This window comes from Enterobacter roggenkampii (assembly GCF_001729805.1).
GTDB lineage: Bacteria > Pseudomonadota > Gammaproteobacteria > Enterobacterales > Enterobacteriaceae > Enterobacter > Enterobacter roggenkampii.
This window is the reverse complement of sequence record NZ_CP017184.1, coordinates 4,061,184-4,087,353: the sequence shown is the minus strand read 5'-3', so window position 1 is coordinate 4,087,353 and position 26,170 is coordinate 4,061,184. Positions and strand designations below refer to the sequence as shown.

Sequence of the window (26,170 nt, the reverse complement as noted above, 5' to 3'; positions counted from 1 at the left end):
CACGCACCCTTTTCAGGGATACGCCAAATTTTACCATTCAGGAGGGCCGATGAGCCACTTAGACAACGGTTTCCGTTCACTCAACCTTAAACGTTTCCCGGAAACGGACGACGTTAACCCGCTTCAGGCGTGGGAAGCGGCGGATGAATATCTGCTGCAGCAGTTGGATGAGACTGAAATCCGCGGCCCGGTTTTGATCCTGAATGACGCCTTCGGCGCGCTGGGCTGCGCCCTGGCGGAGCACACGCCGTACAGCATCGGCGATTCCTACTTAAGCGAGCTGGCGACGCGTGAAAACCTGCGCCATAACGACATCGACGAATCCAGCGTGAAGTTCCTCGACAGCACCGCGGACTACCCGCAGGCGCCGGGCGTGGTGCTCATCAAAGTGCCAAAAACCATGGCGCTGCTGGAGCAACAGCTGCGCGCGCTGCGTAAGGTCGTCACGCCAGAAACCCGCATCATCGCGGGTGCCAAAGCGCGTGATATTCACACTTCGACGCTGGAGCTGTTTGAGAAGGTCCTTGGCCCAACCACCACAACGCTGGCCTGGAAAAAAGCGCGCCTGATCAACTGTACGTTCGCCGCACCCGAGCTGGCCGACGCGCCGGACACGCTGAGCTGGAAACTGGAAGGGACCGACTGGACCATCCACAACCATGCGAACGTCTTCTCCCGTACCGGTCTGGATATCGGGGCGCGTTTCTTTATGGAACACCTGCCGGAAAATCTGGAAGGGGAAATTGTCGATCTGGGCTGCGGCAACGGCGTGATTGGCCTGACGCTGCTGGCGAAGAACCCGGAGGCCAGCGTGGTGTTCAGCGACGAATCGCCGATGGCGGTGGCCTCCAGCCGTCTGAACGTGGAAACCAACATGCCGGACGCGCTGGACCGCTGCGAGTTTATGATCAACAACGCGCTGTCGGGGGTAGAGCCTTTCCGCTTCAACGCCGTGTTCTGTAACCCGCCGTTCCACCAGAAGCACGCCCTGACGGATAACGTCGCCTGGGAGATGTTCCACCACGCGCGCCGCTGCCTGAAGATTAACGGCGAGCTGTACATCGTGGCGAACCGCCACCTGGACTACTTCCACAAGCTGAAGAAGATTTTCGGTAACTGCGTCACCATCGCGACGAACAATAAGTTTGTGGTGCTGAAGGCGGTGAAGCTGGGACGTCGTCGTTAAGATGGTTTTGCCCGGTGGCGCTGCGCTTACCGGGCCTACAATGGCCTCGAACCCGTAGGCCGGGCAAGCGAAGCGCCGCCCGGCAATGCCCTAGATCACCAGAGCTAACTTCGTTCCCTGCGCAATTGCCCGCCGCGCGTCCAGCTCCATCGCCACGTCGCACCCGCCAATCAGATGCACCGTTTTACCGGCCTCGCGCAGCGGATCCGCCAGATCCCGCTTCGGCTCCTGCCCGGCACATAAAATGACATGATCCACGCGCAGCAGCTGCGGCTCGCCGCCGATCGTGACGTGCAGCCCGTCGTCGTCGATCTTCTGGTAGCTCACCGCCGGGATCATCTTCACCCCGCGCGAGAGCAGGGTGGCGCGGTGGATCCAGCCTGTGGTTTTCCCCAGCCCTTCGCCCGGTTTGCTGGCTTTACGCTGCAGCATCACGATCTGGCGCGGGCTTTTCGGCAGCTGTGGCCCTTCGGGTCGCAGGCCGCCGGACTGGCTGAGGCTGGTGTCGATACCCCATTCCACGCAGAATTCGGCAATGTTCTGGCTGGTGGCTTCGCCCGGCTGGCTTAAATACATCGCGGTGTCAAAACCGATCCCGCCGCAGCCGATAATCGCCACCTTCTCGCCAACCGGCGCTTTGTCACGCAGCACGTCGAGATAGCTCAGCACTTTTGGATGATCGATACCCTCGATCGCAGGCGTGCGCGGTACGATCCCGCTCGCCAGGATCACCTCATCAAAATCAGTCAGATCCGCCGCGCGGACAAACTGGTTAAGCCGCAGCTCGACGCCCGTCAGCTCGATCATCCGGCGGTAGTAGCGCAGCGTTTCGTAGAACTCCTCTTTGCCGGGGATCTGTTTGGCGATATTAAACTGCCCGCCAATCTCTCCCAACGCATCAAACAGCGTCACGCCGTGCCCGCGCGAGGCGGCATTGACCGCAAACGCCAGGCCTGCCGGGCCAGCACCCACGACGGCCAGGCGTTTTTTATTGACCGCCGGAACGATCGGCATTTTGGTTTCATGGCAGGCGCGCGGGTTGACGAGGCAGGAGGTGACCTTCCCGACGAAGATCTGATCCAGACAGGCCTGATTACAGCCGATGCAGGTATTGATCTCATCCGCACGGCCGCTTTGCGCTTTGGAGAGCAGCTCGGCATCGGCCAGGAACGGGCGCGCCATCGAGACCATGTCGGCATCGCCGCGCGAAATCACATCGTCCGCCACCTGCGGATCGTTAATGCGGTTGGTGGTGACCAGCGGAACGGACACTTTGCCTTTCAGCCTGCGCGTTACCCAGCTGAACGCCGCGCGCGGCACCGGCGTGGCGATGGTCGGGATGCGCGCCTCGTGCCAGCCGATGCCGGTGTTGATAATCGTGGCGCCCGCGGCTTCTATCGCCTGCGCCAGCTGCACGGTTTCGTCAAACGTCCCGCCGCCCTCCACCAGGTCGAGCATCGACAGGCGGAAGATGATGATAAAGTCCGCACCCGCACGTTCACGTACCGCGCGCACCACCTCCACGGCAAAGCGCATCCGGCGGGCATAGTCGCCGCCCCATTCGTCGTCGCGCTGGTTGGTGCGGGCGGCGAGGAACTCGTTAATCAGGTAGCCTTCGGAGCCCATCACCTCAACGCCGTCATAGCCCGCTTCACGCGCCAGCGCGGCGCAGCGGGCGAAGTCGTCAATCAGCGCCAGGATCTCGTCGTGGCTCAGAGCATGCGGAGTGAAGCGGTTAATCGGCGCCTGAATGGCCGATGGCGCAACCAGATTCGGCTGGTAGCTGTAGCGTCCGGTGTGCAGAATTTGCAGGGCAATTTTACCGCCCTCGTTGTGTACCGCGTCGGTCACAATGCGGTGATGCGGCAGCTGTGCTGCATCGTTCAGCACCGCACCGCCCTCCATGCCGACGCCGGAAGGGGAAGGGGCCACGCCGCCGGTGACAATCAGCGCCACCCCGTGGCGCGCGCGCTCGGCATAGAAAGCTGCCAGACGCTCGGCCCCGTCCGGATGCTCCTCGAGCCCGGTGTGCATCGAGCCCATCAACACGCGGTTTTTGAGTGTGGTGAACCCCAGATCGAGAGGGGCGAATAACGACGGGTAGCGGCTCATAGTCTCTTCCAGTGTAAAATTATTGTTATGTGGTCGGATGAGTTACTAATTTAGCCAGCGGTAGCGGAAAGGTAAAAGCGGGATCGAATGATTGTGATAGATCTCAAAGAACTTCCCCGGTGGCGCTGCGCTTACCGGGGCTACAAAACCCCAGGACAGATAAGCGTAGCGCCATCCGGCGTTATTTACGGCGCCGCTGCCCGCACCAGCCCCGGCGCCTGCCACATCGACGTGGTCAGTCCGCTGTCCACCAGCCCGAGCTGGTCCGCGTATACCGCCTGCCATTTCTGCATCATGCCGTCGTACAGCTCGCGGTGCGCCGGGTTTGGCGTGAACTCGCGGCTCCATTTCACCAGCCGCTCGCCCGTCGAGGCCATATCCGCAAACAGCCCCGCGCCCGTACCCGCGGCAATCGCGCAGCCCAGCGCCGTGGCTTCTTTCACTTCCGGCACGCGCACCGGCAGGCCCGTGACGTCGCTTAAAATCTGGCTCCACAGGGCACCTTTTGACCCGCCGCCCGCAAACACCAGGCTCTCAAACGTCACGCCGGAAAAGCGTGAAATCTGCGCCAGGTTGCAGGCCGAAACAATCGCCGCGTTCTCTTCCAGGGCGCGGAACAGCGTCGCTTTATTGCATTTTTCCGGGTCGATGGAGAGGTTAATAAACGACGGCGCGGCGTGGTACCACTGCTTGAAATGCATGGCGTCGGAGAAGATTGGCATTACCCCGTGGGAGCCCGCCGGCACCCGGCTGGCCATCTCTTCCAGCAGGGAATAGGTGTCCATCCCCATCCGCTCGGCAATCAGCTTTTCCTCCGCGCAGAAGGCGTCGCGGAACCAGCGCATGGTCAGCCCGGTAAAGAAGCTGATCGACTCCGCCTGGACCATGCCGGGGATGACGTGCGGATTCACGCGGATGTTCATGTCGGGGTCGGTGCGTACCTGCGGCAGATTGACCACCTGCTGCCAGAAGGTGCCGCCCAGCACCGCCGTTTGTCCAGCGCGGACCACGCCCAGCCCCAGACAGCCCAGCTGCACGTCGCCGCCGCCCATCACTACCGGCGTGCCTTCGCGCAGGCCGCTCTGCTGCGCGGCCTCCCGGGTTATAGCACCCAGTACGGTGCCGGTCTCTTTCACCGGGGAGAGGATATCGGCGCGCAGCCCGGCCATGTCGAGAAGCGCCGGACGCCAGTCGCGGGAGAAGAGATCCAGCATGCCGGTGGTGCCCGCGTTCGACGGGTCGACCGCCAGCTCGCCGGAGAGCTTCGCCGCCAGCCAGTCGCTGATCATGGTGATAGTCGCGGCCCTGCGGTAAATATCCGGACGGTGGTGCGCCAGCCACAGCAGGCGCGGCATGGCGCTCAGCGCCAGCGTCTGGCCGGAGACCTCATACACTTCGGATTCAAAACGGTTGTCGTGGATCTCTTTGAGTTCGGCCACCTCGCGGCTGGCGCGGGCGTCGACGTTGGCGCAGGCCCAGATGGCCTCGCCGTTACGGTCGTAAAGCACGATCCCTTCGCGCATCGAACAGCAGGCGACGGACTGAATATCCGCCGCGCCCAGATTCGCGCGCGTCAGCACCTGATGAATACACCGGCAGGCCAGCTGCCAGTTGGTCTCGAGGTCAAACTCCATCGACCCCGGCACGTTTTCCACGCTCAGGTGTTTCCACTCGGCCTGGCCGACGGCAATCTGGTTGCCCTGCAAATCGAAAATCACGGCGCGAACGCTGCCGGTCCCTGCATCTAACGCTAAAAGGTAACTCATGAGCTTGCCTCGCTGGTAGCGCAGGCGGGCTCTTATTTGGCCAGAGCCAGCACCGCGCGGGCTGTCGTCTCTTCCGTCACCAGGCCATTGATACGGCGACCCTTCAGTGCGGCATAAATCGCATCGGCTTTCTCTTCCCCGCCGGCCACGCCAACGATGGTGGGCAGCTGCGCCAGCTCATCAAGCGAGACGCCGAGTAATTCTTTGTGGATCTCCAGCTCCTCAACGCACTCCCCTTCGGCATTGAGGAAATAGCCGAGAATGTCGCCGACCGCGCCTTTGCGGGCGTACATCAGCTGTTCACCTTCGCTGATATAACCGGAGCGCAGGATCGTGGCGTCACGGCGCTGGTTTACTGAACCAATACCAACTACCGCCACGTCGGCGGCGGTGGCGGCGAGGATCACGTCCCGCACGCTGGTCTCGCGCTTTAAGATCCCGGCCACTTCGGCGGAAGACACGCGAAGCGGGGCGGGGATCATGCTGACGCTGCAGGCCGCGTCCAGCTGGCCGATACCGGTCATGTACGGCCCGACGCCGCCGGACAGCGTCACGAGACGGATCTGCTGCGAGCTGATAAAGCCGCTCAGGTGCTGCAGGCTGCTCATGGTGGTTTCACCGAACCCCACCGCCAGCAGCTGGCCGGGCTCCAGCACGCCCATCAGCGACTGCGCCGCGCCAATGCCCAGCCGCACGTTCATCGGCGGCGTATTCAGGGCAGGCATCACGCGCACCAGCTTCAGGCCAAAGCGCTGCTGTAGCTCGGTTTCCAGCGACAGGCAGCCCTCGTACCGGGAGTTAATCTGCACGCGGATCACCCCGGACTGGCGGCCTTTCTCCAGCAGGCGGGAGATTTTTAATCGCGGCAGCCCGAGGCGTTCGCCGATATCGTTCTGGGTCAGCCCGTCGTGGTAGTAGCACCAGGCTACGCGCGCCACCAGCTCCTCTTCCGCCAGCGCCAGTCCGGCAAACCGTCCTTCTTCCGCAGTGCGTTTATCGCTCATAGTTGAACTCTTATAAAAATTTAGATCATATGTTCGTGATGACGCGGAGGGAAAGTGTGAGCCACGCGACAAAACGGATCATTTCGATCGTTTCTGGTTTATCTGAATCTCAATCGATAAAACTGTGATCCCCGCACGGTTGTAAATATAGTTCACCGTCTACGCTTTTGAACATTATTAAATCTAAAAATCATTTGTTCAATAGCGGAGCGATGATGACCCCACTTCTCGACGCGCGAAGTATCAGCAAGCAGTTCTCAGGCGTGCCGGTTCTAAAAGGCATTGATTTCACGCTGCTTGCGGGCCAGGTGCACGCGCTGATGGGCGGGAACGGCGCGGGAAAATCGACGCTGATGAAGATCATCGCCGGGGTCGAGACGCCGGATGAGGGTGAACTTTCCGTCGAGGGGCAGTCATATGCGCGGCTGACGCCCGTGCAGGCGCACAGGCTCGGCATTTACCTCGTGCCGCAGGAGCCGCTGCTGTTCCCCAACCTGACGGTGCGGGAAAACATCCTGTTCCGCCTGCCGCGCGAGCGCGGCCTGGAAAAGCGGCTGGCGGAGAAACTTGAGCAGCTGCAGTGCCGGCTGAACCTCGACGCCGCCGCCAGCACCCTGGAAGTGGCGGATCAGCAGATGGTAGAGATCCTGCGCGGATTAATGCGCAACGCCAGGATCCTGATCCTCGACGAGCCCACGGCCTCCCTCACGCCGGGCGAAACCGAACGGCTGTTTCGTCAGATCCGCGCCCTGCAGGCGCTCGGCGTCGGGATCGTGTTTATCTCGCATAAGCTGCCGGAAATTCGCATGCTGTCGAGCCACGTCTCGGTGATGCGCGACGGCGCGGTGGTGCTCAGCGGTGAAACCGCGCAGTTTGACGATAGCGCCCTGATCGCCGCCATGACGCCGGTAAGCCGCGAGAAATCCCTCAGCGAGACGCAAAAGCTGTGGCTGGCGCTGCCGGGCAACCGTCGCACCCAGCCGCAGGACTTTCCGGTGCTCCGGGTGGAGGATCTTACCGGGGAAGGGTTTATCGATCTGAGCCTTGAGATCTACGCCGGGGAGATCGTCGGCCTGGCCGGGTTGGTAGGCTCCGGGCGCACCGAGTTTGCCGAAACGCTCTATGGCCTGCGGCCTGTGCGCGGGGGGCGCGTCTGGCTGGAGAATCAGGACATCACCGCCGCACCGGTAAGTTCACGTCTGGACAAAGGCCTGGTCTACCTGCCGGAAGACAGGCAGGTGTCCGGCCTGTTCCTCGACGCGCCGATCCGCTGGAACACCGTGGCGCTGAACGAGCCGTCGCTCTGGCAGCAGCGGAAAAGAGAGTCCGCGGTGGTGGAGCGCTATCACCGGGCGCTGGGGATCAAGCTCAACCATGCGGATCAAACCGTGCGCACGCTCTCCGGCGGCAACCAGCAGAAGGTGCTGCTGGCACGCTGTCTGGAGGCCAACCCGTTACTGCTGATCGTCGATGAACCGACGCGCGGCGTGGACGTCTCGGCGCGCGCCGATATCTACCAGCTTATCAAAAGCGTGGCGGCGCAGAACGTGGCGGTGCTGATGATCTCAAGCGATCTTGATGAGTTTCCCGGCCTTGCCGATCGCGTGCTGGTGATGCATCAGGGCGTACTCAGCGGCGAGCTGCCGCGCCATGCGGTCAGCCTCGATCGCATGATGGCGCTGGCGTTTGGAGGGCAATCATGAAGATCTTACTGAAAAACCGCGAGCTGAGCGCGTTTCTCGCCATTCTGGCGCTGTTCGCCGTGCTGGTGGCGCTCAATCCGTCGTACCTGAGTTTGCAGACGCTGGGGATGATCTTCGCCAGCTCGCAGATCCTGATCCTGCTGGCCATCGGTGCCGCGCTGGTGATGCTGACCCGCAATATCGACGTCTCCGTGGGGTCGACCGTTGGGCTGTCCGCCATCGCCGTCGGCGTGGCGCTGAACAGCGGCTACAGCCTGCCCGTTTCCATTCTCTTCGCGCTGTCGGTTGGCGCGCTGGCGGGGGCATTCAACGGTTTTCTGGTGGTGGGATTACGCATCCCGGCGATTGTCGCCACCCTCGGCACGCTGGGGCTGTACCGTGGAGCGATGCTGCTCTGGACGGGCGGAAAGTGGATTGAAGGGCTGCCGCCGGGGTTGAAATCCCTCTCTGAGCCTGCGGCCATCGGCGTGTCGCCCCTTGGCATGGTGGTGTTGATTATCGTGGTCACCGGCGCGTGGACGCTGTCGCGCACCGCGTTCGGGCGTGATTTCTACGCGGTGGGGGATAACCTCGCTGCCGCGCGCCAGCTGGGCGTGGCGGTGAATCGCACCCGCATGATCGCCTTTACCCTCAACGGCATGCTGGCGGCCTGCGCCGGGATTGTCTTTGCCGCACAGATTGGCTTCGTGCCCAACCAGACCGGCAGCGGGCTGGAGATGAAGGCCATCGCCGCCTGCGTACTGGGGGGCATTTCACTGCTGGGCGGAACGGGCACGCTGATCGGCGCGCTGCTCGGTGCGTTCTTCCTGACGCAAATCGACACCGTGCTGGTGCTGTTCAGGCTTCCGGCCTGGTGGAACGACTTTATCGCCGGGCTGGTGCTGCTGGGCGTGCTGGTGCTCGACGGGCGTCTGCGTCAGGCGCTGGCGCGGCATCAGCGGGCGCTGAAGTACGGTCGTTTCCAGCCGGGCAACAGAGGGGGAAAGCACGTCACCCCCTTTCCCAAACGTAAAAAAGAGGTGGCGTAAATGAGGCTTAACTGGGAAAGCGCGCTGCTCATTTTGCTGGTGCTGGAGATCCTGCTCTTTGGCGCCATCAACCCGCGCATGCTCGACGTCAACATGCTGCTGTTCAGCACCAGCGACTTCATCTGCATCGGCATTGTGGCGCTGCCGCTGACGCTGGTGATCGTCAGCGGCGGGATCGACATCTCCCTCGGCTCGACCATCGGCCTGTGCGCCATTGCGCTGGGGGTGATGATGCAGGCCGGGTGGCCGATGGCGGTCGCCGTTCCGCTGACGCTGCTGCTGGGTCTGCTGTGCGGGCTGGTAAACGCGGCGCTGATCCACTACACCGGCATCAGCCCGCTGGTGATCACCCTCGGCACGCTCTACCTCTACGGCGGCGGCGCGCTGCTGCTCTCCGGCATGGCGGGCGCGACGGGCTACGAGGGCATCGGCGGCTTCCCGGACAGCTTCACGGCGTTCGCTAACCTCACGGTGTTGGGTCTGCCGATCCCATTGGTCTTGTTCGCGGTAATCACCGTCTTCTTCTGGCTCATTACCCACCGCGGGCGCTTTGGCCGTCATCTGTTCCTGATTGGGCAGAACCCGCGCGCGGCGCGCTATGCGGCGCTGCCGGTGAATGGGATGCCCTACGTGCTGTACGGCCTGGTGGGCGTGGCCTCGGCGATTGCCGCGCTGGTGATGGTCTCCTATTTCGGCTCCGCGCGTTCGGATCTGGGGCGCGATCTATTAATGCCTGCGCTCACCGCCGCCGTGCTCGGCGGAGCCAATATCTACGGCGGGTCAGGTTCGGTTGTCGGTACGGCGCTGGCGGCGCTGCTGGTGGGGTACCTGCAACAGGGTTTACAGATGGTCGGCATCCCCAACCAGGTGTCGAGCGCGCTGTCGGGGGCGCTGCTGGTTGTGGTGGTGATGGGGCGTTCGCTGAGTCTGCACCGCGAATGGGTGCGATCTCTCTTTAGAAAACTATCCGGAGCGTAAGATGAAAACAAAACTGCTCGTCCTGGCAATGGCCCTCAGCTTCGCTTCGGCGCAGGCGGCGGACCGCATTGCCTTTATCCCGAAGCTGGTGGGCGTCGGCTTCTTCACCAGCGGCGGCAACGGTGCGAAAGAGGCGGGGAAAGATCTTGGCGTGGACGTGACCTACGACGGCCCGACCGAGCCGAGCGTCTCCGGCCAGGTGCAGCTCATCAATAACTTCGTCAACCAGGGCTATAACGCCATTATCGTCTCCGCCGTGTCGCCGGATGGGTTGTGTCCGGCGCTGAAGCGCGCGATGCAGCGCGGCGTCAAGGTTCTGACCTGGGATTCCGACACCAAACCGGAGTGCCGCAGCATCTACATCAATCAGGGGACGCCGGAACAGCTGGGCGGCCTGCTGGTGGAGATGGCGGGCAAGCAGGTCACCAAACCGAACGCGAAAGTGGCGTTCTTCTACTCCAGCCCGACCGTTACCGATCAGAACCAGTGGGTGAAAGAGGCGAAGGCCAAAATCGAGAAAGACCATCCCCAGTGGCAGATCGTCACCACCCAGTTTGGCTATAACGACGCCACCAAATCGTTGCAGACCGCCGAAGGGATCTTAAAAGCCTATCCGGATCTGGATGCGATCGTCGCCCCGGACGCCAACGCGCTTCCTGCTGCCGCGCAGGCGGCAGAAAACCTGAAGCGGGAAGGCGTGGCGATTGTCGGGTTCAGCACGCCGAACGTGATGCGCCCGTACGTTGAGCGCGGCACGGTGAAGGCCTTCGGCCTGTGGGACGTGGTGCAACAGGGCAAAATTGCGGTCAATGTCGCCGATCGTTTGCTGAAAAAAGGCGATCTTAACGTTGGCGACAGCGTGGACGTAAAAGATATCGGGGCGCTGAAGGTCGAGCCGAACAGCGTGCAGGGCTACCAGTATGAGGCGAAGGGCAACGGCATCGTGCTGCTGCCGGAACGCGTGGTGTTTACCAAAGAGAACATCAGCAAATACGATTTCTGACGGGGGAGCAAATGGCTGATTTAGACGACATCAAAGACGGCAAGGATTTTGGCATCGGCACGCCGCAGCAAAATGTGCCGTTCACCCTGAAGGGCTGCGGCTCGCTGGACTGGGGCATGCAGTCACGGCTGGCGCGCATCTTCAATCCGCAGAGCAACCGTACGGTGATGCTGGCCTTTGACCACGGCTACTTTCAGGGGCCGACTACCGGCCTTGAGCGTATCGACCTCTCTATCGCGCCGCTGTTTGGTGAAACCGACGTGCTGATGTGTACCCGCGGCATCCTCAGGAGCCAGGTGCCCGCCGCGACGAACAAACCGGTGGTGCTGCGCGCCTCCGGCGGTAACTCGATTCTGGGCGAACTTTCCAACGAGTGCGTGGCGGTGGCGATGGAAGACGCCCTGCGCCTGAACGTCTGCGCGGTGGCGGCGCAGGTGTACATCGGAAGCGAGTTTGAGCATCAGTCGATCAACAACATCATCAAGCTTGTCGATGCAGGGGCGCGCTACGGCATGCCGACGCTGGCGGTAACGGGCGTGGGGAAAGAGATGGCGCGTGACGCTCGGTATTTCTCGCTGGCAAGCCGCATCGCCGCCGAAATGGGGGCGCAGTTCGTCAAAACCTACTACGTGGATGAGGGTTTTGAAAAAGTCACCGCCAGCTGCCCGGTGCCGATCGTTATCGCGGGGGGCAAAAAGCTGCCGGAGCACGAGGCGCTGGAGATGTGCTGGCGCGCGATAGACCAGGGCGCGTCCGGCGTGGACATGGGGCGCAACATCTTCCAGTCCAGCGCGCCGCTCGCCATGCTGAAGGCGGTGAAGAAAGTGGTGCACGATAACTGGAATGCCCGTGATGCGTTCCAGTTCTGGCAGGAAGAGAAACAGGGAGAAGCACAATGAACGTGACGCTGGTAGAGATCAACATTAAACCCGAGCGGGTGGACGAGTTTCTGGAGGTGTTTCGCGCCAACCACGAGGGCGCAATCCAGGAGCCGGGGAACCTGCGTTTTGACGTATTGCAGGACCCGAGGGTGAAAACCCGGTTCTTTATCTACGAAGCCTATAAAGACGAAGAGGCGGTGCTGGCGCATAAGCAAACCCCGCACTATCTCGCGTGCGTGGATAAGCTGGAGGAGCTGATGTCGGAGCCGCGCAAAAAACGCAGCTTTGTCGGGTTATTGCCGGAGTAATGGTCTTGCCCGGTGGCGCTGCGCTTACCGGGCTTTTGGGGAAAAGGTGGAATGGTTTTCTAGGCCGGATGAGCGTAGCCCGCCCGGCTTTTGATTTTGCTTTACTGCGCTTTTTTGGCTGCGTCCTGCATCTCTTTCATTTTTTGCGCGGCCGCTTGCTGGCTTTGGCGTAGGTTTTCGCTCGCGGCAACCAGAAACTCAGGATGATTAGCCAGGTAGATAGATATCGCTTCACCCATTTTTTCCGGATGGGCTGTAAAGTAATCCTCGGCGATTTTGCCGATTTCCGTCTTCTGCTCAGCGGTAAACTCAGCGGCCTGGCTCAGCGCCGGTGCGGTCAGTGTGACGAAAACGGTCAGAACGAGGAAGGGGTGCTTTATGAAAAACATGATGGGTACTCATTTCAGATTAAGGATGTTAACCACGGGCGGCATAACCCGGCCATAGTCGTTTATGGTTTGCCAGCGTATTTCGCAGCGAGGCGCCTTCTGGCACTCGTCCATTGTTCGCTGGCTAAAAGGGGCAATGATGCCCGCGTTATCAATGGATTTGTTGTTAATACGCGTCTGGAAGAGCGTCACGTAGTAGGGGGTCGGGTTCTTCACCACGAGCTGGTTTGCTGAATATGACCAGAGGATTTCCCGATACGCGTTTTCTGGATTGCCGTTTAATCCCTCAGGGCGATAGAACACTTTAAAGCTTGAACGTACGGCCATTTGCACGTTGTCGCTGCTGGTCTTACTGGCTGGAATGGTTGAGATGCTGAGGGTGAAAAGCGTTTCACGGTCAGCAGGCAAACCCTCATCGGCACGAAAAATCCTGATGCTATTTTCGCGTCCGCCCTGTAGTGCAAAAAGCGCGGGCGTTGCAACAAGCGCCGAGGTCGCCTGGGGGGCAGAGGTTGCCCCTGGCCAGTTTCCGCCAGCATAAATTTTTGCGCTGACCAGCCAGGGAAGCGTGGATTTATTGCGCACTGAAACGGTAATGGAGTGCTGTTTTTCAGGATAGACGAAGCGTGTCCCCCCTATCACGACGCCTGCATGCGCAAAAGAGATGAACGTTAAGAGTGCTAAAACAGGGATCAGGATGCGCAGTTTCATCACGGTGTTATCAGGCATAAGTCAAAATAAAGGTTGCTGCAGCATTGGCTGTTCCGGGCGATACAGCGCCTCCGTCAGCAAGATAACGGGCATAAAAATCAAGGGTGGCAGTAAGCTGGTTATTTGACAGCGTAAACAGCTGGCTTTCATCGCCCAGCGGTATAAGCGTTTTGTCCGGATTATAAATACCGATAGCCACGCCGCTGGCATAACCCGGACCGCCTGTCAGCGAAAGCAAATCTGCATTGCCCTGATTGGGTGTGCCTTCAAAATGGGTACTGATGTTATTCAACCCTGCGCCGCAGTTTTCAAGATTGATAGCAAAATGTTCCCATGGCGTATTATTTTTCTGGTTCGTAAATTGCCCTGTGGCGACGTCGCTCATACGAACGATAAGATTTTCCGAATCAGGCGATATGATGCAGGTTTTGCTTTTTACGGTACCTACAATATAAACGGTCCCGTCGTGCGCCATTGTACTCGCACTGCCCAGGTGCATCAGAATAATGCAGAAGAAAAATAACCGGAGAAACGGTTTCATTCATATTCCTTACTGATAAAGCAGGTCAAAATACATAACGGCAGTCGCATTTCCTGACGTCACGACGGGCAGCGTGGATTTATAGTGCAAATAAAACGTGAGCGTGTTATCCCCCGGCAGCAGCGGATAAAGCGAGGACTCCGTATTATTGATCGGTATTGGGGTGCGATTGGAATCCAGTAGCTCAACGCCGAGGCCCGTTGCCATCCTGCCAGGCGTTCCCTTTCCGTTATCTGAAAGTGCCAGCAATGTCGGGTTGTTCGCATCCACATTCCCGGTAAACCAAACTTTGGTGCCGGTAATGGCGCGGGTGCAACCTTTCAACGTGATATCAAACTTTGTATCCGGCGTTGTGGTGCCAACCGACGGGAAATCATCCGCGGTAAAGTCACCGAGTTCGACCGTCTGCTCAACGCTGCCAGTGTCGACGTTGCAGGACTCCCCCACGATGGTGCCGATAAACTGAACATTGAAACTGTCATTATCTGCTCTGGCTGTCTGTAAGGACAACGCCAGATTTGCCAGCAGAAACAGGAGAAAATTGCGCTTTTTCATCACCCAATCCTTATGCGAAATCAACGCGTAACAAGGCCAGAGCGGTGAACACGCCCAGTTCCGGGGAATTGCCCGTTGTGCTGATAGGATATGCTTTCAGCGTCACGTTGGCCTTGCCCGCCTCATCAGTCGTAAAAGGTGCGCTACTTGAAAAGACATTCGGTTTCAGTATGTTGTCTTGCTCACTGGTAACCACGACGGCAACATCAGGATTATCCGATGCCAGCGCTTCCGGGTAGCGAGGGTCCGATGTGCCCATAACGCGCAAGGTTAATTGTGCTGGCGAGTTCACGTCAGCATTACATTCAATGGGCACATTGAAGGTTTTGGGCTGAGCGTTGTCCGGCATCTGCCCGGCGCGCGTAAAATCACCGTGATAAAGAGAACCCAGATCCACCGTTACGGTTTGCCCGGCATTAATGACGCAGTTTTGCGGCACGGTAATAACGCCACTGTAGGTAATCTGGTAGACAATATTGGTCAGGCGATCGTTATTCGTCGTGGTGACGTACACATTGAACATCAATTTTGGCGGGATAACCACGGTGCCGATAAAAGGCCTGACAATTTGTAATTTAAAGATCAGGTCATTATCGTTGACCGGGAAAACGCCGCCGGTATCCACTTCATCGTGGCCGCCCATGTGAACGTACTCAATGGGGGGATAAAACTCACCAATGGTTGCGTCATTTATTTTCATGGCGCCAATAATATAATCCGGGTCAAGCTGGAGATATTTCCATTCACCATCCGTTTTGACGACCGGAAAAGGGCTCAAATAGGAGCGATAGGTGCGTTTTTCCCACTCACCCGGTGGACAGGTGGCGTTAACCTGCACATCCTGATTTTTTTCCAGCTCTGTGGAGCCACCTTTAATGTTCTGATTGGTGTTCAGCGTGGTGGTCAAATCATAGTTAACAATCGAGATGCCACCGTTAGCATTTTTACAAATATCGGCTATTCCCTCAGGTGAGAATGCCAGCCCGACCACATAAAATAAAATCATCCATAATTTCATTTATATACACTCCGTTTTCAACCGCAGCAGCGGCTGTTTACTTTCAGGTAATTGATACTTCACGCTACATTGCTTGTCTGACCCTTCACCCCACTGAATTTTCAGCGTTCCCGCCGGGCTCAGGCCAGAGAGATAGACCTCTCCGTCTTCACCCACAATCGTATCGCTGCCATTGTCATCACGTGACACCATGGCGCCGAAAGGAACGGGTTTGCCCCGATGGGTTAAGGTCATTAACGCACGCGTACCAGGCCGGGCTTTGAAGGTTGCACGCACAACCGCGCCACGGGTTGGGACCACATTGGTTACGGCATCATCGATATCCATATCGTCAGCCAGTGAGTTGATGTCCAGTGCCATGCGGTTGAGATGATACGAGGACGCGTAGGGAACCACGGCATAGCCTCTCCAGTCGGTATGAATACCCGGCTCGTTTTCGACCTTGACGTTACTCGCGCCCGGAGCGGCAATCAGCACGTTGGTATCACCCAGTGGCTGGCTAAGGGTGATGCCGTTCCGGTGAGCAATGACGCCGCCGCTCAAACCGTAGTTCACCTGCTGGTAGTCGCCGTTTCCGCTGTAGTTATAGCCCACGTTCGCATTGCCATAGGCGCTATCGTATTCAAGGCTGCTGGAGCCTTGTGATTTTGTCCCCTGGCTTGAATACCCTTCCTGAACGCTGTAGCTCAGGTTGTTATCCTCAAGCAATGTGCCGTTGATCCCGGCATTTTGCGAGGTTTCACCCTTTTTGTCGGTGCTGATGTTGTAGGTGGCATAAGCATAGTTATGCTTCTGGCTGACATCGTTTTGTGGACGCAGCCACAGGCTCAATGGCAGCGACAAATTCAGCGCGTAAATCTCGTCGCTTTTCGACATGCCCGGTGATTTGTTGTAGTTGTAGGACAGGCTGTAGGACACATCTTTAATGGTTCCACTAAAGCCTACCTGGAGTAGCGTATTTTTTTCATCGGTATGCCAGTAGGTCTGTTGGCTGCCCGTGACAAAGAGCGAACCTGCATGACCAAGCTGCTGAGAGATGTTGAACTGAACCTTTCCTCGCTTGGTGTAGTACAGATTGTAATAATCCATCCAGGGATTTTGCTGTTCGGTATCGTTGTCCTCGTGGTCACCTGTGTAGCCGCGCATTTTCTTATAGGCTGTTTCATCCAGGGAATAGAATCCCGATGTCGAGTAACGGTAGCCCAGCAGCTGAAAGTTAGTGCCGAGGCCGTTAAGGGATTTTGCATACAGAAAACGGATCGATTGCCCTGAATGCGTGCTGTCATCCGCCAGCGTGCTCTTCGCGTGAGTCACATCCGCAGAGATAGCGCCCAGTTCACCCATATTCAGGCCGGTGCCGAATGCCAGCGAGTGGTAATTGTTGGTTATCTGCGATCCGCTATACAGCGTGAAGCCATGCGAAAGCCCCCAGATTAGAGACCCCTGAACGAAATTAACCTCATCCTGTTGATCGCTGCTGCTGCGGTATTCGGCCGCTGTTAATGCGTACTTTACGCGGCCTTCACGCTGGAGTACGGGAACGGTGGAATACGGCACGGAATAGCTGTTGATGCTACCGTCAGATTCTTTTACCTCAACACTGAGGTCACCGCTTGAGGACGTGGGAAACAGGTCGCTAATCGCAAATGCACCCGGTGGAACATAGCTTTGATAAATGGTGTAGCCATTTTGCTTAATGGTTACCTGAGCATTGCTTTTTGCGATACCACGGATCGTGGGCGCGAAACCCTTCAGGCTATCGGGCAGCATATTGTCATCAGAGGCGATTTGCGCACCGCGAAAAGGGAGGCTGTCAAACACGTCTGATGGGGTGTAGCTGTCACCCAGCGTCAGTCTTCCTTTCAGCGGAATGACCGCGCGTTCAACATAGGTATTAATGTGCTGCCAGTTGTCGCTGCGTGAGTCATCGCTGTTGTGATAATTCCAGCTTGAGTAATCCCTTAACCGCCACGGGCCAAGGTTCAACCCGCTGTTAAGCCCGAGGAAATAGCTTTTACTGGTTGAGTTGCTCTCCCCCCGATCGCGGCTACGAGAGCCGGTGAAGTTATAATTCAGCAGGAGGGCATTAATGCCTTCATCCCATTGTTCAGGCGGAATATATCCGCGTGCGCTATTCCTCAGGGCGGCTTGCGGGATACTGATATCCAACCGCTGATGCTCAAAGTCAAAGGTAGTTGATGAGGCGGGAATGATTGACGCAATATCAATACAGCTGTCCGTCTTTTCCGCCGTCAGGGCAGGAAACGCCTGAAGGTTAACGCCCAGGTTTTCCAGCGCTTTTGCTGATAAACAGGCGGTCAGACCGGTATCATCCGCCTGCGGTTGTGCCGTCGACGCCGTATTTCTTGCCGTAAAGGTGATATCGCGAGTCGCCACAAACGCCCCGTTAAGCCAGAGATCGACACGATAGACGCCTGGTGCCTGGCCATTGGTGGAAAACCGCGACAGGTCAGCAACGGCAGAGGGATCGCTAGACAAAAATGCCGGGTTGAAAAAATATTCTGCACTTGCATCTGATGGCGATAGCAATCCTGCTATCGCCATCGCCACTGGCGTAAGGGATGTTAAAGAAAATGTGCTAAAAATCAGTGAAGTATTACGTTTCATCTCTTTTCCCTGCAGTAAATGCTAAGTACTTCCTTCCTTGAAGACAAAATGCAGGTCTGCTATTTCATTTCAGGTTGTTAATGGGAACAAATCTGCGTAGGGGTATTTGCGCCGAAATCATTCACTGTCTGGAATTTCACACTGCCGGAACCGCCGCCGGGGATATCCACCGTCAACGTGTTTTTAGGTGCGACCATTGAATTGGGAAGACGGGTTCCCCCAACAAAGAACTGCACCAACGATACGTAATACGGTGATGGATTCGTTATGATGACTTTTCCATTTTCTGTCCGACACGTCAGCGTTTTGGGCGCATCCACGGAAAGGGATGTTAATTTCTTAGGGCGAATGAATAACTTAATCACACTCTGTGTTGCTATTTGCAGCGTATTGCCCTGAAGCTTATTTTTATCGACAGACGGAATAGCCTTGCTGTTCAGATAGAAAACAGTTTCGCGATCGGCAGGAAGGTCGGGGCCGATATACATAATACGCAGCGTGTTCTCTTTCTTAGGGTGGATAACAAACAACGGTGGCGTAAGGATAAAGTCTGGTGACTTGATACCCTCAACGTTGGCTACCCATGATTGTATTAAGAACGTATTGTCTGCCGACGAATTGATCACCGGTAATGAAACCTGTTTATCCCCCTGCGGATAAATGACGCGGGTAGCCCCTAAAGCAATTCCACCTGCAGAGGCATTCGTTGCCAGACCCATTGTCAGCAGCAACGTACCAGCCATCATCAGGCGAGACAAAGACGTAGGTGATGTGTTCATTTGCATTGTTCCCTCAATTCTCATGACGAGGCACTCGGGCCTCTGAGTGTTTTACTGGTAGACGACGTTAAACCATACCTGGGCGTCGGCCGTACCAGCCTGAACGTGCGGTTGTGTGGAGCGGTATTTCGCCATAAAACGCAGAACATTGGCGCCGTTCTGCAAGGGGGCGTACCAGGGCGGGGCTGTATCCGGAATAAGTAGATGGCCGGTTGCGTCAAATATTCCCACACCAATCCCCTGCGCTGCGCCTGCGCCATAACCTGCGCGAAAAATTTGCGGGTCTTTTGCATCGGACTCGCCGCTGAACAGTACGCCCGCACGTTGACTGACGCTGGTATCGCAGTCTTCTAGCGTTATCTGAAAGGCTGTCGGTGCTGCCCAATCGCCCGTTGCGGCAAATTCGTTATTGCGTATTTGGCCCATACGCACAATCTGGTCCTGACTTTCTGCGCTGACGGAACAGCCGGTGTTGACGACTTGCCCCTGAAAATGCACGCTTCCGTCGTCAATTGCCGAGGCGGGCAGTGCAACGCACAGCAATACGCTGAAAAACAGCACTGATTGCCTGGTGACCTGTCGCATAGTGACTCCGTTTCGATGGATCGGCAAAACACCCCCGAATCAGATTCCGGGGGTGTTACTGCAGCTAACGAATCAGGAGTAAACCATCTGGAATGTTGCAGTCGAGGATACGTTACCCGGCGTGGCCGCACCGGTAGCGATGTAGTCAACGCTCAGCGGGATGGTGTTCTCGCCATTGATCAGCTTCACGTTGGAGGAGGTATCACCGATATTGAGTACGTTACCATCCGGTCCGAACAGTTGCAGTGCGACGTTAGTTGCTGAGCCAGCTCCCGCTGTGTTAGCCAGTGAACCTGCCAGTGCTGCGTCTTGCTGACCGTTGAAAATCACAGCGGCGTTCTGGCTTACCGTGGTGTCGCAATCTTCCAGAACGATTTTGAAATCTTCTTTCTGGTTCGCCTGCATTCCTTTTGTCGTCAATTTCACAGTACGAACCTGGCTCAGCGTTACAGTCTGATCTACGGAGTCAGCTGCGACCGAACATGCAGCATTAACAACCTGGCCAACGAAGTTAACCGTACCGCCAGAAACCGTGACGGTGTCTGCCTGTGCGTTCATCGCTACGCCACTTACCATTGCCGTTGCAATGACCATTGCTAAAACGTGCTTTTTCATACAAATCCTTTTAAATAAACATCTTTCTGTCAAATTGAAATTGAGTAAAAGCTATATGCTTTCACAGCGTGAACTTGAATAACGTTTAACAAGTTCCGTTATTTAGAATATGCATTTCGCATAATGGACGGGCTTATTGAAAAGCTCTTTTCATCATGTTTATGATGTTCCGCGGCAGGTATTCTAGGAGCCGTGAAATATTATTTCAATGTATGGTGGTATAATATGCCGTTAGTTTTTTTTAGGTATAATATTAGAATTAATTAATATTTTTGAATGATGTGAGTGGTGGTGTTTTTACCGGATTTTAACAATGGGCACCCTGTTTGCGGTCAAATAGATAAAGGTGGTGTATGGATATCGGTTTGGTTGCAAAAAAAATCATGTAAGAGAAAAGGAACTTTATAATTTTAAAAGTATAAATGTATGTCTGAAATATAATACTATTATTTCAATTTGTAATATTTATACCAGAAAAATGAAATCCCCCTCGGTTAAGAGGGGGGATTGATCAGATCTCTTCTACGCGCACTCTGAGTGCTGCCAGCGCTTTACGTGCCGCTTTTAGCACCTGCTCACACTGCTCAATGGTCAGCGTAAGCGGCGGTTCAATACGAATAGTTTTTGCGTTATTAAGCGTTCCGGCCACCAGCACTCGCTGCCTGAACATCTCGCTCGCGAAGCTGTAGCCGATTTCGTTATCAACGAACTCAATCGCCATCAGCATCCCTTTGCCGCGCGCTTCCTGCACAAGGTCAGGGTATTCCCGGCCCAGCTGGCGGAAGCCGTCCAGCAGCATGTCGCCTTTTTGCTCCGCCTGCGCAGGCAGGTTTTGCTCCAGCAGCACGTTGATGGTCGCCAACGCCGCCGCACAGGCCAGCGGGTTACCGCCAAAGGTGGTGGTATGCAGGAACGGATTGTCGAACAGCACCGAGAAGACTTCTTCGGTGGCGACCGTCGCGCCAATCGGCATCACGCCGCCGCCGAGCGCTTTCGCCAGGCACAGAATGTCCGGCTGCACGTTTTCGTGCTCGCAGGCGAACATCTTGCCGGTACGCCCCATGCCGGTCTGGACTTCGTCGAGGATCAGCAGCGCGCCAAACTCGTCGCACAGCTGACGCACGGCAGGCAGATAGCCCTGCGGAGGGAGGATGACGCCGCCTTCACCCTGAATGGGCTCCAGGATCACCGCCGCCACGTCATCGCCGGTTTTACGGCATTCACTCAGCACGGTGCGCATGGCGTTAATGTCGCCGAACGGCACGTGGCGGAAGCCCGGCAGCAGCGGCATAAACGGTTTACGGAAAGTGGATTTCGCGGTCGCCGACAGTGCGCCGAGGGATTTACCGTGGAACGCGCCGCTGGTGGCGATAAAGGTGAATTTCCCGCGCGGCGACTGGTACGCTTTGGCGAGCTTAATCGCCGCTTCGACCGATTCTGTGCCGCTGTTGCTGAAGAAGCTGTATTTCAGTTTGCCTGGCGTTAAGGCCGCCAGCGTTTTCGCGAGCATGGCGCGAAGCGGGTCGAGCAGTTCCTGGCTATGGAGAGGTTGTTTCGCAAGTTGATTCTGTACGGCGGAAACCACAACTGGATTACGGTGCCCCACGTTGAAAATTCCAAAACCTCCCAGGCAATCGATAAACTCCTGTCCCTGGGTGTCGACAAGCGTGTTGAGACTTCCCGCTTGCCACTCTACGGCTCCGTAATCCCCGCCGGCGGTAACAGATTTGCGATACTCCAGAAACCCTGGATTGACGTGCTCTTTAAAGTAATCGATGACCTCACGGTTAAGTTGTTTCATCTCCTCATGATCAAGCGTTCGCTTCTCAATGAGATTCAGTGCGTGCGCGGTACAGGCAAGAGCCGAGGCGCTGGAAGGTAACCTGTTCAAAATGTGCTCCCGGGGATCGCGTATCACATGATACTGGTTTAAGTATTGCAGGGATTACGCCACTTCAGAGGCCTTAACGAAAATCGGGATAAACGCCAGGTTAAAATAATGTTGCACAATATTTAATCATGCCGATAGAAGCCAAACGGGATTTAGCGGTACGGGGCAGCAAGTATAAAGAAAGGGGGGAAGAGCGTCGCTGCACTAAAGAGGTGCATACGCTGCAACTTAAGCGGGCATTAACAGGTCATACTTTGTCGGTAATTTCTTTGCGAAAGTATTTGAAATCAATGAATTAAAATATCGTACAAAAAGTATGGTTTAAGTCAAATCTGCGATCTTCATCAAGTTTAACAACTAAAGATAAATTGTTTACCGCCGAAAAAACATTGACCCACAAAATTAACATTCAAATAACCTGCAAGGGATGCTCACGATGTCCTCTCCAACCTATGTCACCCAGAATGAATATCCTCTGGACGATGACACCACCTTAATGTCTACCACAGACGTCCACAGCTACATCACCCACGCCAACGACACCTTTGTGCAGGTGAGCGGCTATCAGCTCGATGAGCTGACGGGCCAGCCGCACAATATGGTGCGCCATCCCGATATGCCAAAAGCTGCGTTTGCCGATATGTGGTACACGCTGCAGCAGGGCGAGCCGTGGAGCGGGATTGTCAAAAACCGGCGCAAAAACGGTGACCACTACTGGGTGCGTGCTAACGCGGTGCCGATGGTGCGCCGCGGGCAGGTGACGGGCTATATGTCTATTCGCACCAGAGCCACAGCGGAAGAGATCGCCGCCGTGGAGCCGCTCTACCGGGCGCTGAACGACGGGCGCTGTAAAAAACGTATTCACAAAGGGCTGGTGGTGGGAAAGGGCTGGCTGGGTAAACTCCCGGCCATGCCGCTGCGCTGGCGCGTGCGCAGCGTGATGGCGGTGCTCTTTGCCGGACTCGCCGCCACGCTGGCCGCCACCTCCGCAGGCTGGTTACCGCTTGCCGCCGCTGCGGTGGTGATGCTGATGGGAACGCTGCTGTTTGAGCAACAGATTGTCCGCCCAATAGAGAATGTGGCGCGACAGGCGCTGAAGGTCGCCACCGGCGAGCGCAACAGCGTGCAGCATCTTAACCGCAGCGATGAACTGGGCCTGACGCTGCGCGCGGTAGGACAGCTTGGCCTGATGTGCCGCTGGTTGATCAATGACGTGTCGAGCCAGGTGGTGAGCGTCCGTGACGGCAGCGACAGGCTGGCGCAGGGGAATGAAGATTTGAACGATCGGACCCGTCAGACCGTCGCGAACGTGCAGCAGACCGTCGCGACAATGAACCAGATGGCCGCGTCCGTTCAGAGTAACTCCGAGACCGCCGCCGAGGTGGACAAACTCTCCGTGGCCGCCAGCAGCGCGGCGACGAAAGGGGGCAACGCGATGCAAACCGTCGTTAAAACGATGGATGACATTGCCGACAGCACGCAGCGCATTGGCTCGATCACCTCCCTGATTAACGATATCGCGTTCCAGACCAATATTCTGGCGCTGAACGCGGCGGTTGAAGCGGCAAGGGCAGGCGAGCAGGGTAAAGGGTTTGCCGTGGTCGCGGGCGAAGTCCGTCATCTCGCCAGCCGCAGCGCCAGTGCGGCTAACGATATTCGTAAACTCATTGATGCCAGCGCCAGCAAGGTGCAGTCCGGTTCTGAGCAGGTTCACGCCGCGGGCCGTACGATGGATGATATCGTTGTGCAGGTGAAAAACGTGACCCAGCTTATCGCCCAGATCAGCCACGCGACCTCCGAGCAGGCAACCGGCTTATCAGAGCTAACCCGTGCGGTAGCTGAACTCGACAGCATCACGCAGAAAAACGCCGATCTGGTCGAGGAGAGCGCGCACATTTCGGCCATGGTGAAGCACCGCGCCGGACGCCTTAAGGATGCGGTGACCGTGCTCCATTGAGTCAGTCATGTTCCAAAAAAGCCGTTTATACCGTAGGGAATAAACGGCTTTTTATTTTTCTGATTGTGACTATTAATGGGGTTTGTTGTTAATTTAATATTAAATAACTAAAGAAAGTGCCTCAGTTATTTATTCCTGCCTAAGTCAGTTCTTCAGAATGCTATTTCGAAAATACCCCGTTTGGCGGTCTGGTAACGATCGATGAGGCCATATTAATAGCCTGCACCTATGTATTGTGAGAATTATGAAATAAAAAAACGATCAAACTCATAAAGTTAGCGAAATCGTTACCGATAACAGCGATCGTCTGAGAAATAATCACATCGATGGAGAAAATATGTTCTTTCATGACGTAAAGATCGGCACGAAATTATTTCTGGCGTTTGGGTTCTTTATTGTCCTGATGGCGATCAGCGCAAGTGTGTCTTTGCTGAGCCTGAACCGGGCAAATAATGGGATGCAGTCCATTGTTACCCATGACTATCCGACCACGGTAAAAGCGAACCAGTTAATTGATAACTTCCAGGAATTTATTAGCACTCAACAGCTGATGCTGCTGGACGAGCAGGGTACCTACACGGGGCAATCTCAGCAGCGCCTGAAAGAGATCAGCGAGCATATCACGGTGATCCTGGGCGAGCTGAACAACGCCTTGCAGGATCAACAGTCTCAGCAGGTGCTGGCGGATATCCGCAGCGTGCGCCAGCAGTACCTGGATTCACGCTACCGCATTCTGCAGGCGGTGCAGAACAACAACCGTGCGGGCGCCATACAGGAAATGATGACTACCACCCTCGCCGTGCAGCAGGCTTATAAAGCGAAGGTGAAGGAGCTGATCGCCATTCAGAACAGCGAGATGCAGCGTGCGGGTACGCAGGTGGAAGGGGATTTCAGGTCTAACCGTCTGCTGCTGATCCTCCTCACCCTCTTTAGCGTTGGGGCAGGCAGCCTGATTGGCTGGTTTATCGTGCGCGCCATCACCCGCCCGCTCGGTGAGGCGGTGAATTTTGCAAAAGCGATTTCAGAGGGCGATCTCACGGGCAGCATTACGCCACACGGCAAAGACGAAACGGGCCTGCTGCTGCATGCCCTGATGGAGATGAAGACGCGACTGCTGGACATTGTGCAGCAGGTGCAGACCGGCTCGGAGAATATCTCCAGCGCTGCCGCGCAGATTGTCGCCGGGAACCAGGATCTGGCCGCACGCACGGAAGAGCAGGCCAGCTCCGTTGAACAGACTGCCGCCTCGATGGAGCAGATCACCGCCACGGTGAAAAATACCGCCTCGCATACCGGTGAAGCGACCAACCTTTCTGCCGATGCCGCCACGGTGGTCAAAAACAACGGTGAGATGATGAAGCAGGTGACCAGCAAAATGCGCCTGATTAACGAGACCTCCAACCGGATGTCCGACATTATCGACCTGATCGACGCTATTGCGTTCCAGACCAATATTCTGGCGCTGAACGCGGCGGTGGAAGCGGCGCGCGCCGGTGAGCACGGCCGCGGCTTTGCGGTAGTGGCCGGAGAGGTGCGCCAGCTTGCCCAGAAGAGCGCGTCGTCTGCCAGCGAAATCCGCGAGCTGATTGAGAGCTCCACCAGCCAGACCCAGGACGGGATGAACCTGGTCGAAAAAGCGAGTGGGCTGATTAACGGCATGGTTGGCAACGTGGAGGAGATGGATGCGATCCTGCGCGAGATCCGTCAGGCCAGCCATGAGCAGACGGAGGGGATCTCGCAGATCAACAGCGCGATTGGCCTGATTGATGCCACTACCCAGCAAAACTCCGCGCTGGTGGAGCAATCCGTCGCGGCGGCGGCATCGCTTAACGAACAGGCGATGCACCTGAAAGAGCTGGTACGCGTCTTCCGCGTGAGCGAGCACGCACCGGCTTAATCCAGCTGGGAGATCTCCAGCGCCGCGCGGTCGATTACGCCGATAATCTGCTTAAGCTGCGCGTCGCTGAGCTCTCCCTGATTCACCTTCAGGTCTAATACCGCCTTGAAGTTATCCAGCGCCCGCTTCATCTGGGGGTTTTTGCGCAGCTGAAAGCCGACGCTGCGCGCTTTGATACGCACCTGGATCTGTTCCAGCTGTTCCCGGTTTTCGTCCAGCCAGCGTTGTCCTTCAGCGGTAATCGCAATGCGCTTACGCCCGTTCTCTTCTTCTGTAATGGTGATAAAAGCCTGATCCTGCAAATAATCCAGGGTTGGATAGATGACGCCCGGGCTCGGGGTGTAGTTCCCTTGGGTCAGGTTCTCGATCTCTTTAATCAGCTCATAGCCGTGGCTCGCGTTGCGGGTCAGGATATCCAGAATCACCAGCCGCAAATCGCCGTGGCCGAAAAAGCGCGGCCGACGTCCGCCACCCTCGTGTTCGTGTCGCATAGTATTCCCTTTTTTGATATATCTAAACTATATCTAAGATATATTCAGATGCAATCTAAAAGATCTTGCATTTTTCCTTATTAGTAATCATTATCATTTAAAAATTGATTTAGATATATCGTATTCACCAGAAAAGGGTCTAAA

23 protein-coding genes are annotated in these 26,170 nt (G+C 56.7%); 9 read left to right on the top strand and 14 right to left on the bottom strand.

The window, feature by feature from the left end; all coding sequences use genetic code 11:
• Window positions 1-49 precede the first annotated feature (49 nt).
• On the top strand, window positions 50-1,186 hold the full coding sequence (gene rlmG, locus BFV67_RS19085; RefSeq protein WP_045371401.1) for a 23S rRNA (guanine(1835)-N(2))-methyltransferase RlmG: 1,137 nt from the start codon (window positions 50-52) through the stop codon (window positions 1,184-1,186).
• Between the two features lie 90 nt (window positions 1,187-1,276).
• On the opposite strand, the gene BFV67_RS19080 is transcribed toward rlmG, so the two are convergent.
• From BFV67_RS19080 to lsrR, 3 genes are all read right to left on the bottom strand, one after another.
• A complete protein-coding gene (locus tag BFV67_RS19080) occupies window positions 1,277-3,298 on the bottom strand; it encodes an NADPH-dependent 2,4-dienoyl-CoA reductase (RefSeq protein ID WP_069598807.1) in 2,022 nt (673 codons plus the stop codon).
• Between the two features lie 185 nt (window positions 3,299-3,483).
• Window positions 3,484-5,064: an autoinducer-2 kinase gene (lsrK, locus tag BFV67_RS19075; protein WP_059363495.1), complete on the bottom strand. Its 1,581-nt coding sequence runs from the start codon at window positions 5,062-5,064 to the stop codon at window positions 3,484-3,486.
• Between the two features lie 32 nt (window positions 5,065-5,096).
• On the bottom strand, window positions 5,097-6,068 hold the full coding sequence (gene lsrR / locus BFV67_RS19070; RefSeq protein WP_008503156.1) for a transcriptional regulator LsrR: 972 nt from the start codon (window positions 6,066-6,068) through the stop codon (window positions 5,097-5,099).
• Between the two features lie 215 nt (window positions 6,069-6,283).
• On the opposite strand from lsrR, the gene lsrA reads away from it, so the two are divergent.
• The 6 genes from lsrA to lsrG are packed head-to-tail and all read left to right on the top strand — an operon-like array spanning window position 6,284 to window position 11,969.
• Complete coding sequence (lsrA, locus tag BFV67_RS19065; protein WP_059363492.1) at window positions 6,284-7,771, top strand: autoinducer 2 ABC transporter ATP-binding protein LsrA; 1,488 nt, start codon at window positions 6,284-6,286, stop codon at window positions 7,769-7,771.
• Window positions 7,768-8,799: an autoinducer 2 ABC transporter permease LsrC gene (gene lsrC, locus BFV67_RS19060; RefSeq protein WP_023326139.1), complete on the top strand. Its 1,032-nt coding sequence runs from the start codon at window positions 7,768-7,770 to the stop codon at window positions 8,797-8,799. Before lsrA ends, lsrC begins: the two co-directional genes overlap by 4 nt.
• Entirely contained in the window at window positions 8,800-9,777 is a 978-nt protein-coding gene (gene lsrD, locus BFV67_RS19055) for an autoinducer 2 ABC transporter permease LsrD (RefSeq protein WP_021242360.1), read from the top strand. It begins immediately after the preceding gene.
• A gap of 1 nt (window position 9,778) precedes the next feature.
• Entirely contained in the window at window positions 9,779-10,780 is a 1,002-nt protein-coding gene (lsrB, locus tag BFV67_RS19050) for an autoinducer 2 ABC transporter substrate-binding protein LsrB (RefSeq protein WP_032653517.1), read from the top strand.
• An 11-nt stretch (window positions 10,781-10,791) separates the two neighbouring features.
• The gene (lsrF, locus tag BFV67_RS19045) at window positions 10,792-11,679 is read left to right on the top strand and encodes a 3-hydroxy-5-phosphonooxypentane-2,4-dione thiolase (RefSeq protein ID WP_039024802.1); all 888 of its coding nucleotides are present in this window, start codon (window positions 10,792-10,794) and stop codon (window positions 11,677-11,679) included.
• A complete protein-coding gene (gene lsrG / locus BFV67_RS19040) occupies window positions 11,676-11,969 on the top strand; it encodes a (4S)-4-hydroxy-5-phosphonooxypentane-2,3-dione isomerase (RefSeq protein WP_008503162.1) in 294 nt (97 codons plus the stop codon). The genes lsrF and lsrG overlap by 4 nt, the downstream gene beginning before the upstream one ends.
• Before the next feature lie 101 nt (window positions 11,970-12,070).
• On the opposite strand, the gene BFV67_RS19035 is transcribed toward lsrG, so the two are convergent.
• From BFV67_RS19035 to ygjG, 10 genes are all read right to left on the bottom strand, one after another.
• Entirely contained in the window at window positions 12,071-12,358 is a 288-nt protein-coding gene (locus BFV67_RS19035; RefSeq protein WP_021242358.1) for a hypothetical protein, read from the bottom strand.
• Between the two features lie 9 nt (window positions 12,359-12,367).
• A complete protein-coding gene (locus BFV67_RS19030) occupies window positions 12,368-13,069 on the bottom strand; it encodes a fimbria/pilus periplasmic chaperone (protein WP_046092490.1) in 702 nt (233 codons plus the stop codon).
• A 10-nt stretch (window positions 13,070-13,079) separates the two neighbouring features.
• Entirely contained in the window at window positions 13,080-13,610 is a 531-nt protein-coding gene (locus BFV67_RS19025; protein WP_023294617.1) for a fimbrial protein, read from the bottom strand.
• A 9-nt stretch (window positions 13,611-13,619) separates the two neighbouring features.
• Window positions 13,620-14,165 carry a fimbrial protein gene (locus BFV67_RS19020; protein ID WP_008503166.1) on the bottom strand — a complete coding sequence of 182 codons (546 nt, stop codon included), beginning with the start codon at window positions 14,163-14,165 and terminating at the stop codon, window positions 13,620-13,622.
• 10 nt (window positions 14,166-14,175) lie between these two features.
• Window positions 14,176-15,183 carry a fimbrial protein gene (locus BFV67_RS19015; protein ID WP_039265434.1) on the bottom strand — a complete coding sequence of 336 codons (1,008 nt, stop codon included), beginning with the start codon at window positions 15,181-15,183 and terminating at the stop codon, window positions 14,176-14,178.
• Window positions 15,184-17,811 carry a fimbrial biogenesis usher protein gene (locus tag BFV67_RS19010; RefSeq protein ID WP_069598806.1) on the bottom strand — a complete coding sequence of 876 codons (2,628 nt, stop codon included), beginning with the start codon at window positions 17,809-17,811 and terminating at the stop codon, window positions 15,184-15,186.
• A 77-nt stretch (window positions 17,812-17,888) separates the two neighbouring features.
• Entirely contained in the window at window positions 17,889-18,596 is a 708-nt protein-coding gene (locus tag BFV67_RS19005; protein WP_008503169.1) for a fimbria/pilus periplasmic chaperone, read from the bottom strand.
• A gap of 45 nt (window positions 18,597-18,641) precedes the next feature.
• The gene (locus BFV67_RS19000) at window positions 18,642-19,175 is read right to left on the bottom strand and encodes a fimbrial protein (RefSeq protein ID WP_021242352.1); all 534 of its coding nucleotides are present in this window, start codon (window positions 19,173-19,175) and stop codon (window positions 18,642-18,644) included.
• Between the two features lie 72 nt (window positions 19,176-19,247).
• Window positions 19,248-19,790, bottom strand: a complete 543-nt coding sequence (locus tag BFV67_RS18995) for a fimbrial protein BcfA (RefSeq protein WP_008503171.1) — start codon at window positions 19,788-19,790, stop codon at window positions 19,248-19,250.
• 511 nt (window positions 19,791-20,301) lie between these two features.
• Window positions 20,302-21,681 (bottom strand): putrescine aminotransferase, encoded by a 1,380-nt coding sequence (gene ygjG / locus BFV67_RS18990; protein WP_008503172.1) that lies wholly within the window; start codon window positions 21,679-21,681, stop codon window positions 20,302-20,304.
• 436 nt (window positions 21,682-22,117) lie between these two features.
• Here ygjG and BFV67_RS18985 point away from each other — a divergent pair, with 436 nt between their 5' ends.
• Both BFV67_RS18985 and BFV67_RS18980 read left to right on the top strand, forming a co-directional pair.
• Window positions 22,118-23,638, top strand: coding sequence for a methyl-accepting chemotaxis protein (locus tag BFV67_RS18985; RefSeq protein WP_008503173.1), 1,521 nt, complete (start codon window positions 22,118-22,120; stop codon window positions 23,636-23,638).
• Between the two features lie 337 nt (window positions 23,639-23,975).
• On the top strand, window positions 23,976-25,535 hold the full coding sequence (locus BFV67_RS18980; protein ID WP_069598805.1) for a methyl-accepting chemotaxis protein: 1,560 nt from the start codon (window positions 23,976-23,978) through the stop codon (window positions 25,533-25,535).
• On the opposite strand, the gene BFV67_RS18975 is transcribed toward BFV67_RS18980, so the two are convergent.
• The gene (locus BFV67_RS18975) at window positions 25,532-26,026 is read right to left on the bottom strand and encodes a PadR family transcriptional regulator (RefSeq protein ID WP_008503175.1); all 495 of its coding nucleotides are present in this window, start codon (window positions 26,024-26,026) and stop codon (window positions 25,532-25,534) included. The two genes, BFV67_RS18980 and BFV67_RS18975, sit on opposite strands and share 4 nt — an antisense overlap.
• Window positions 26,027-26,170: the final 144 nt, after the last annotated feature.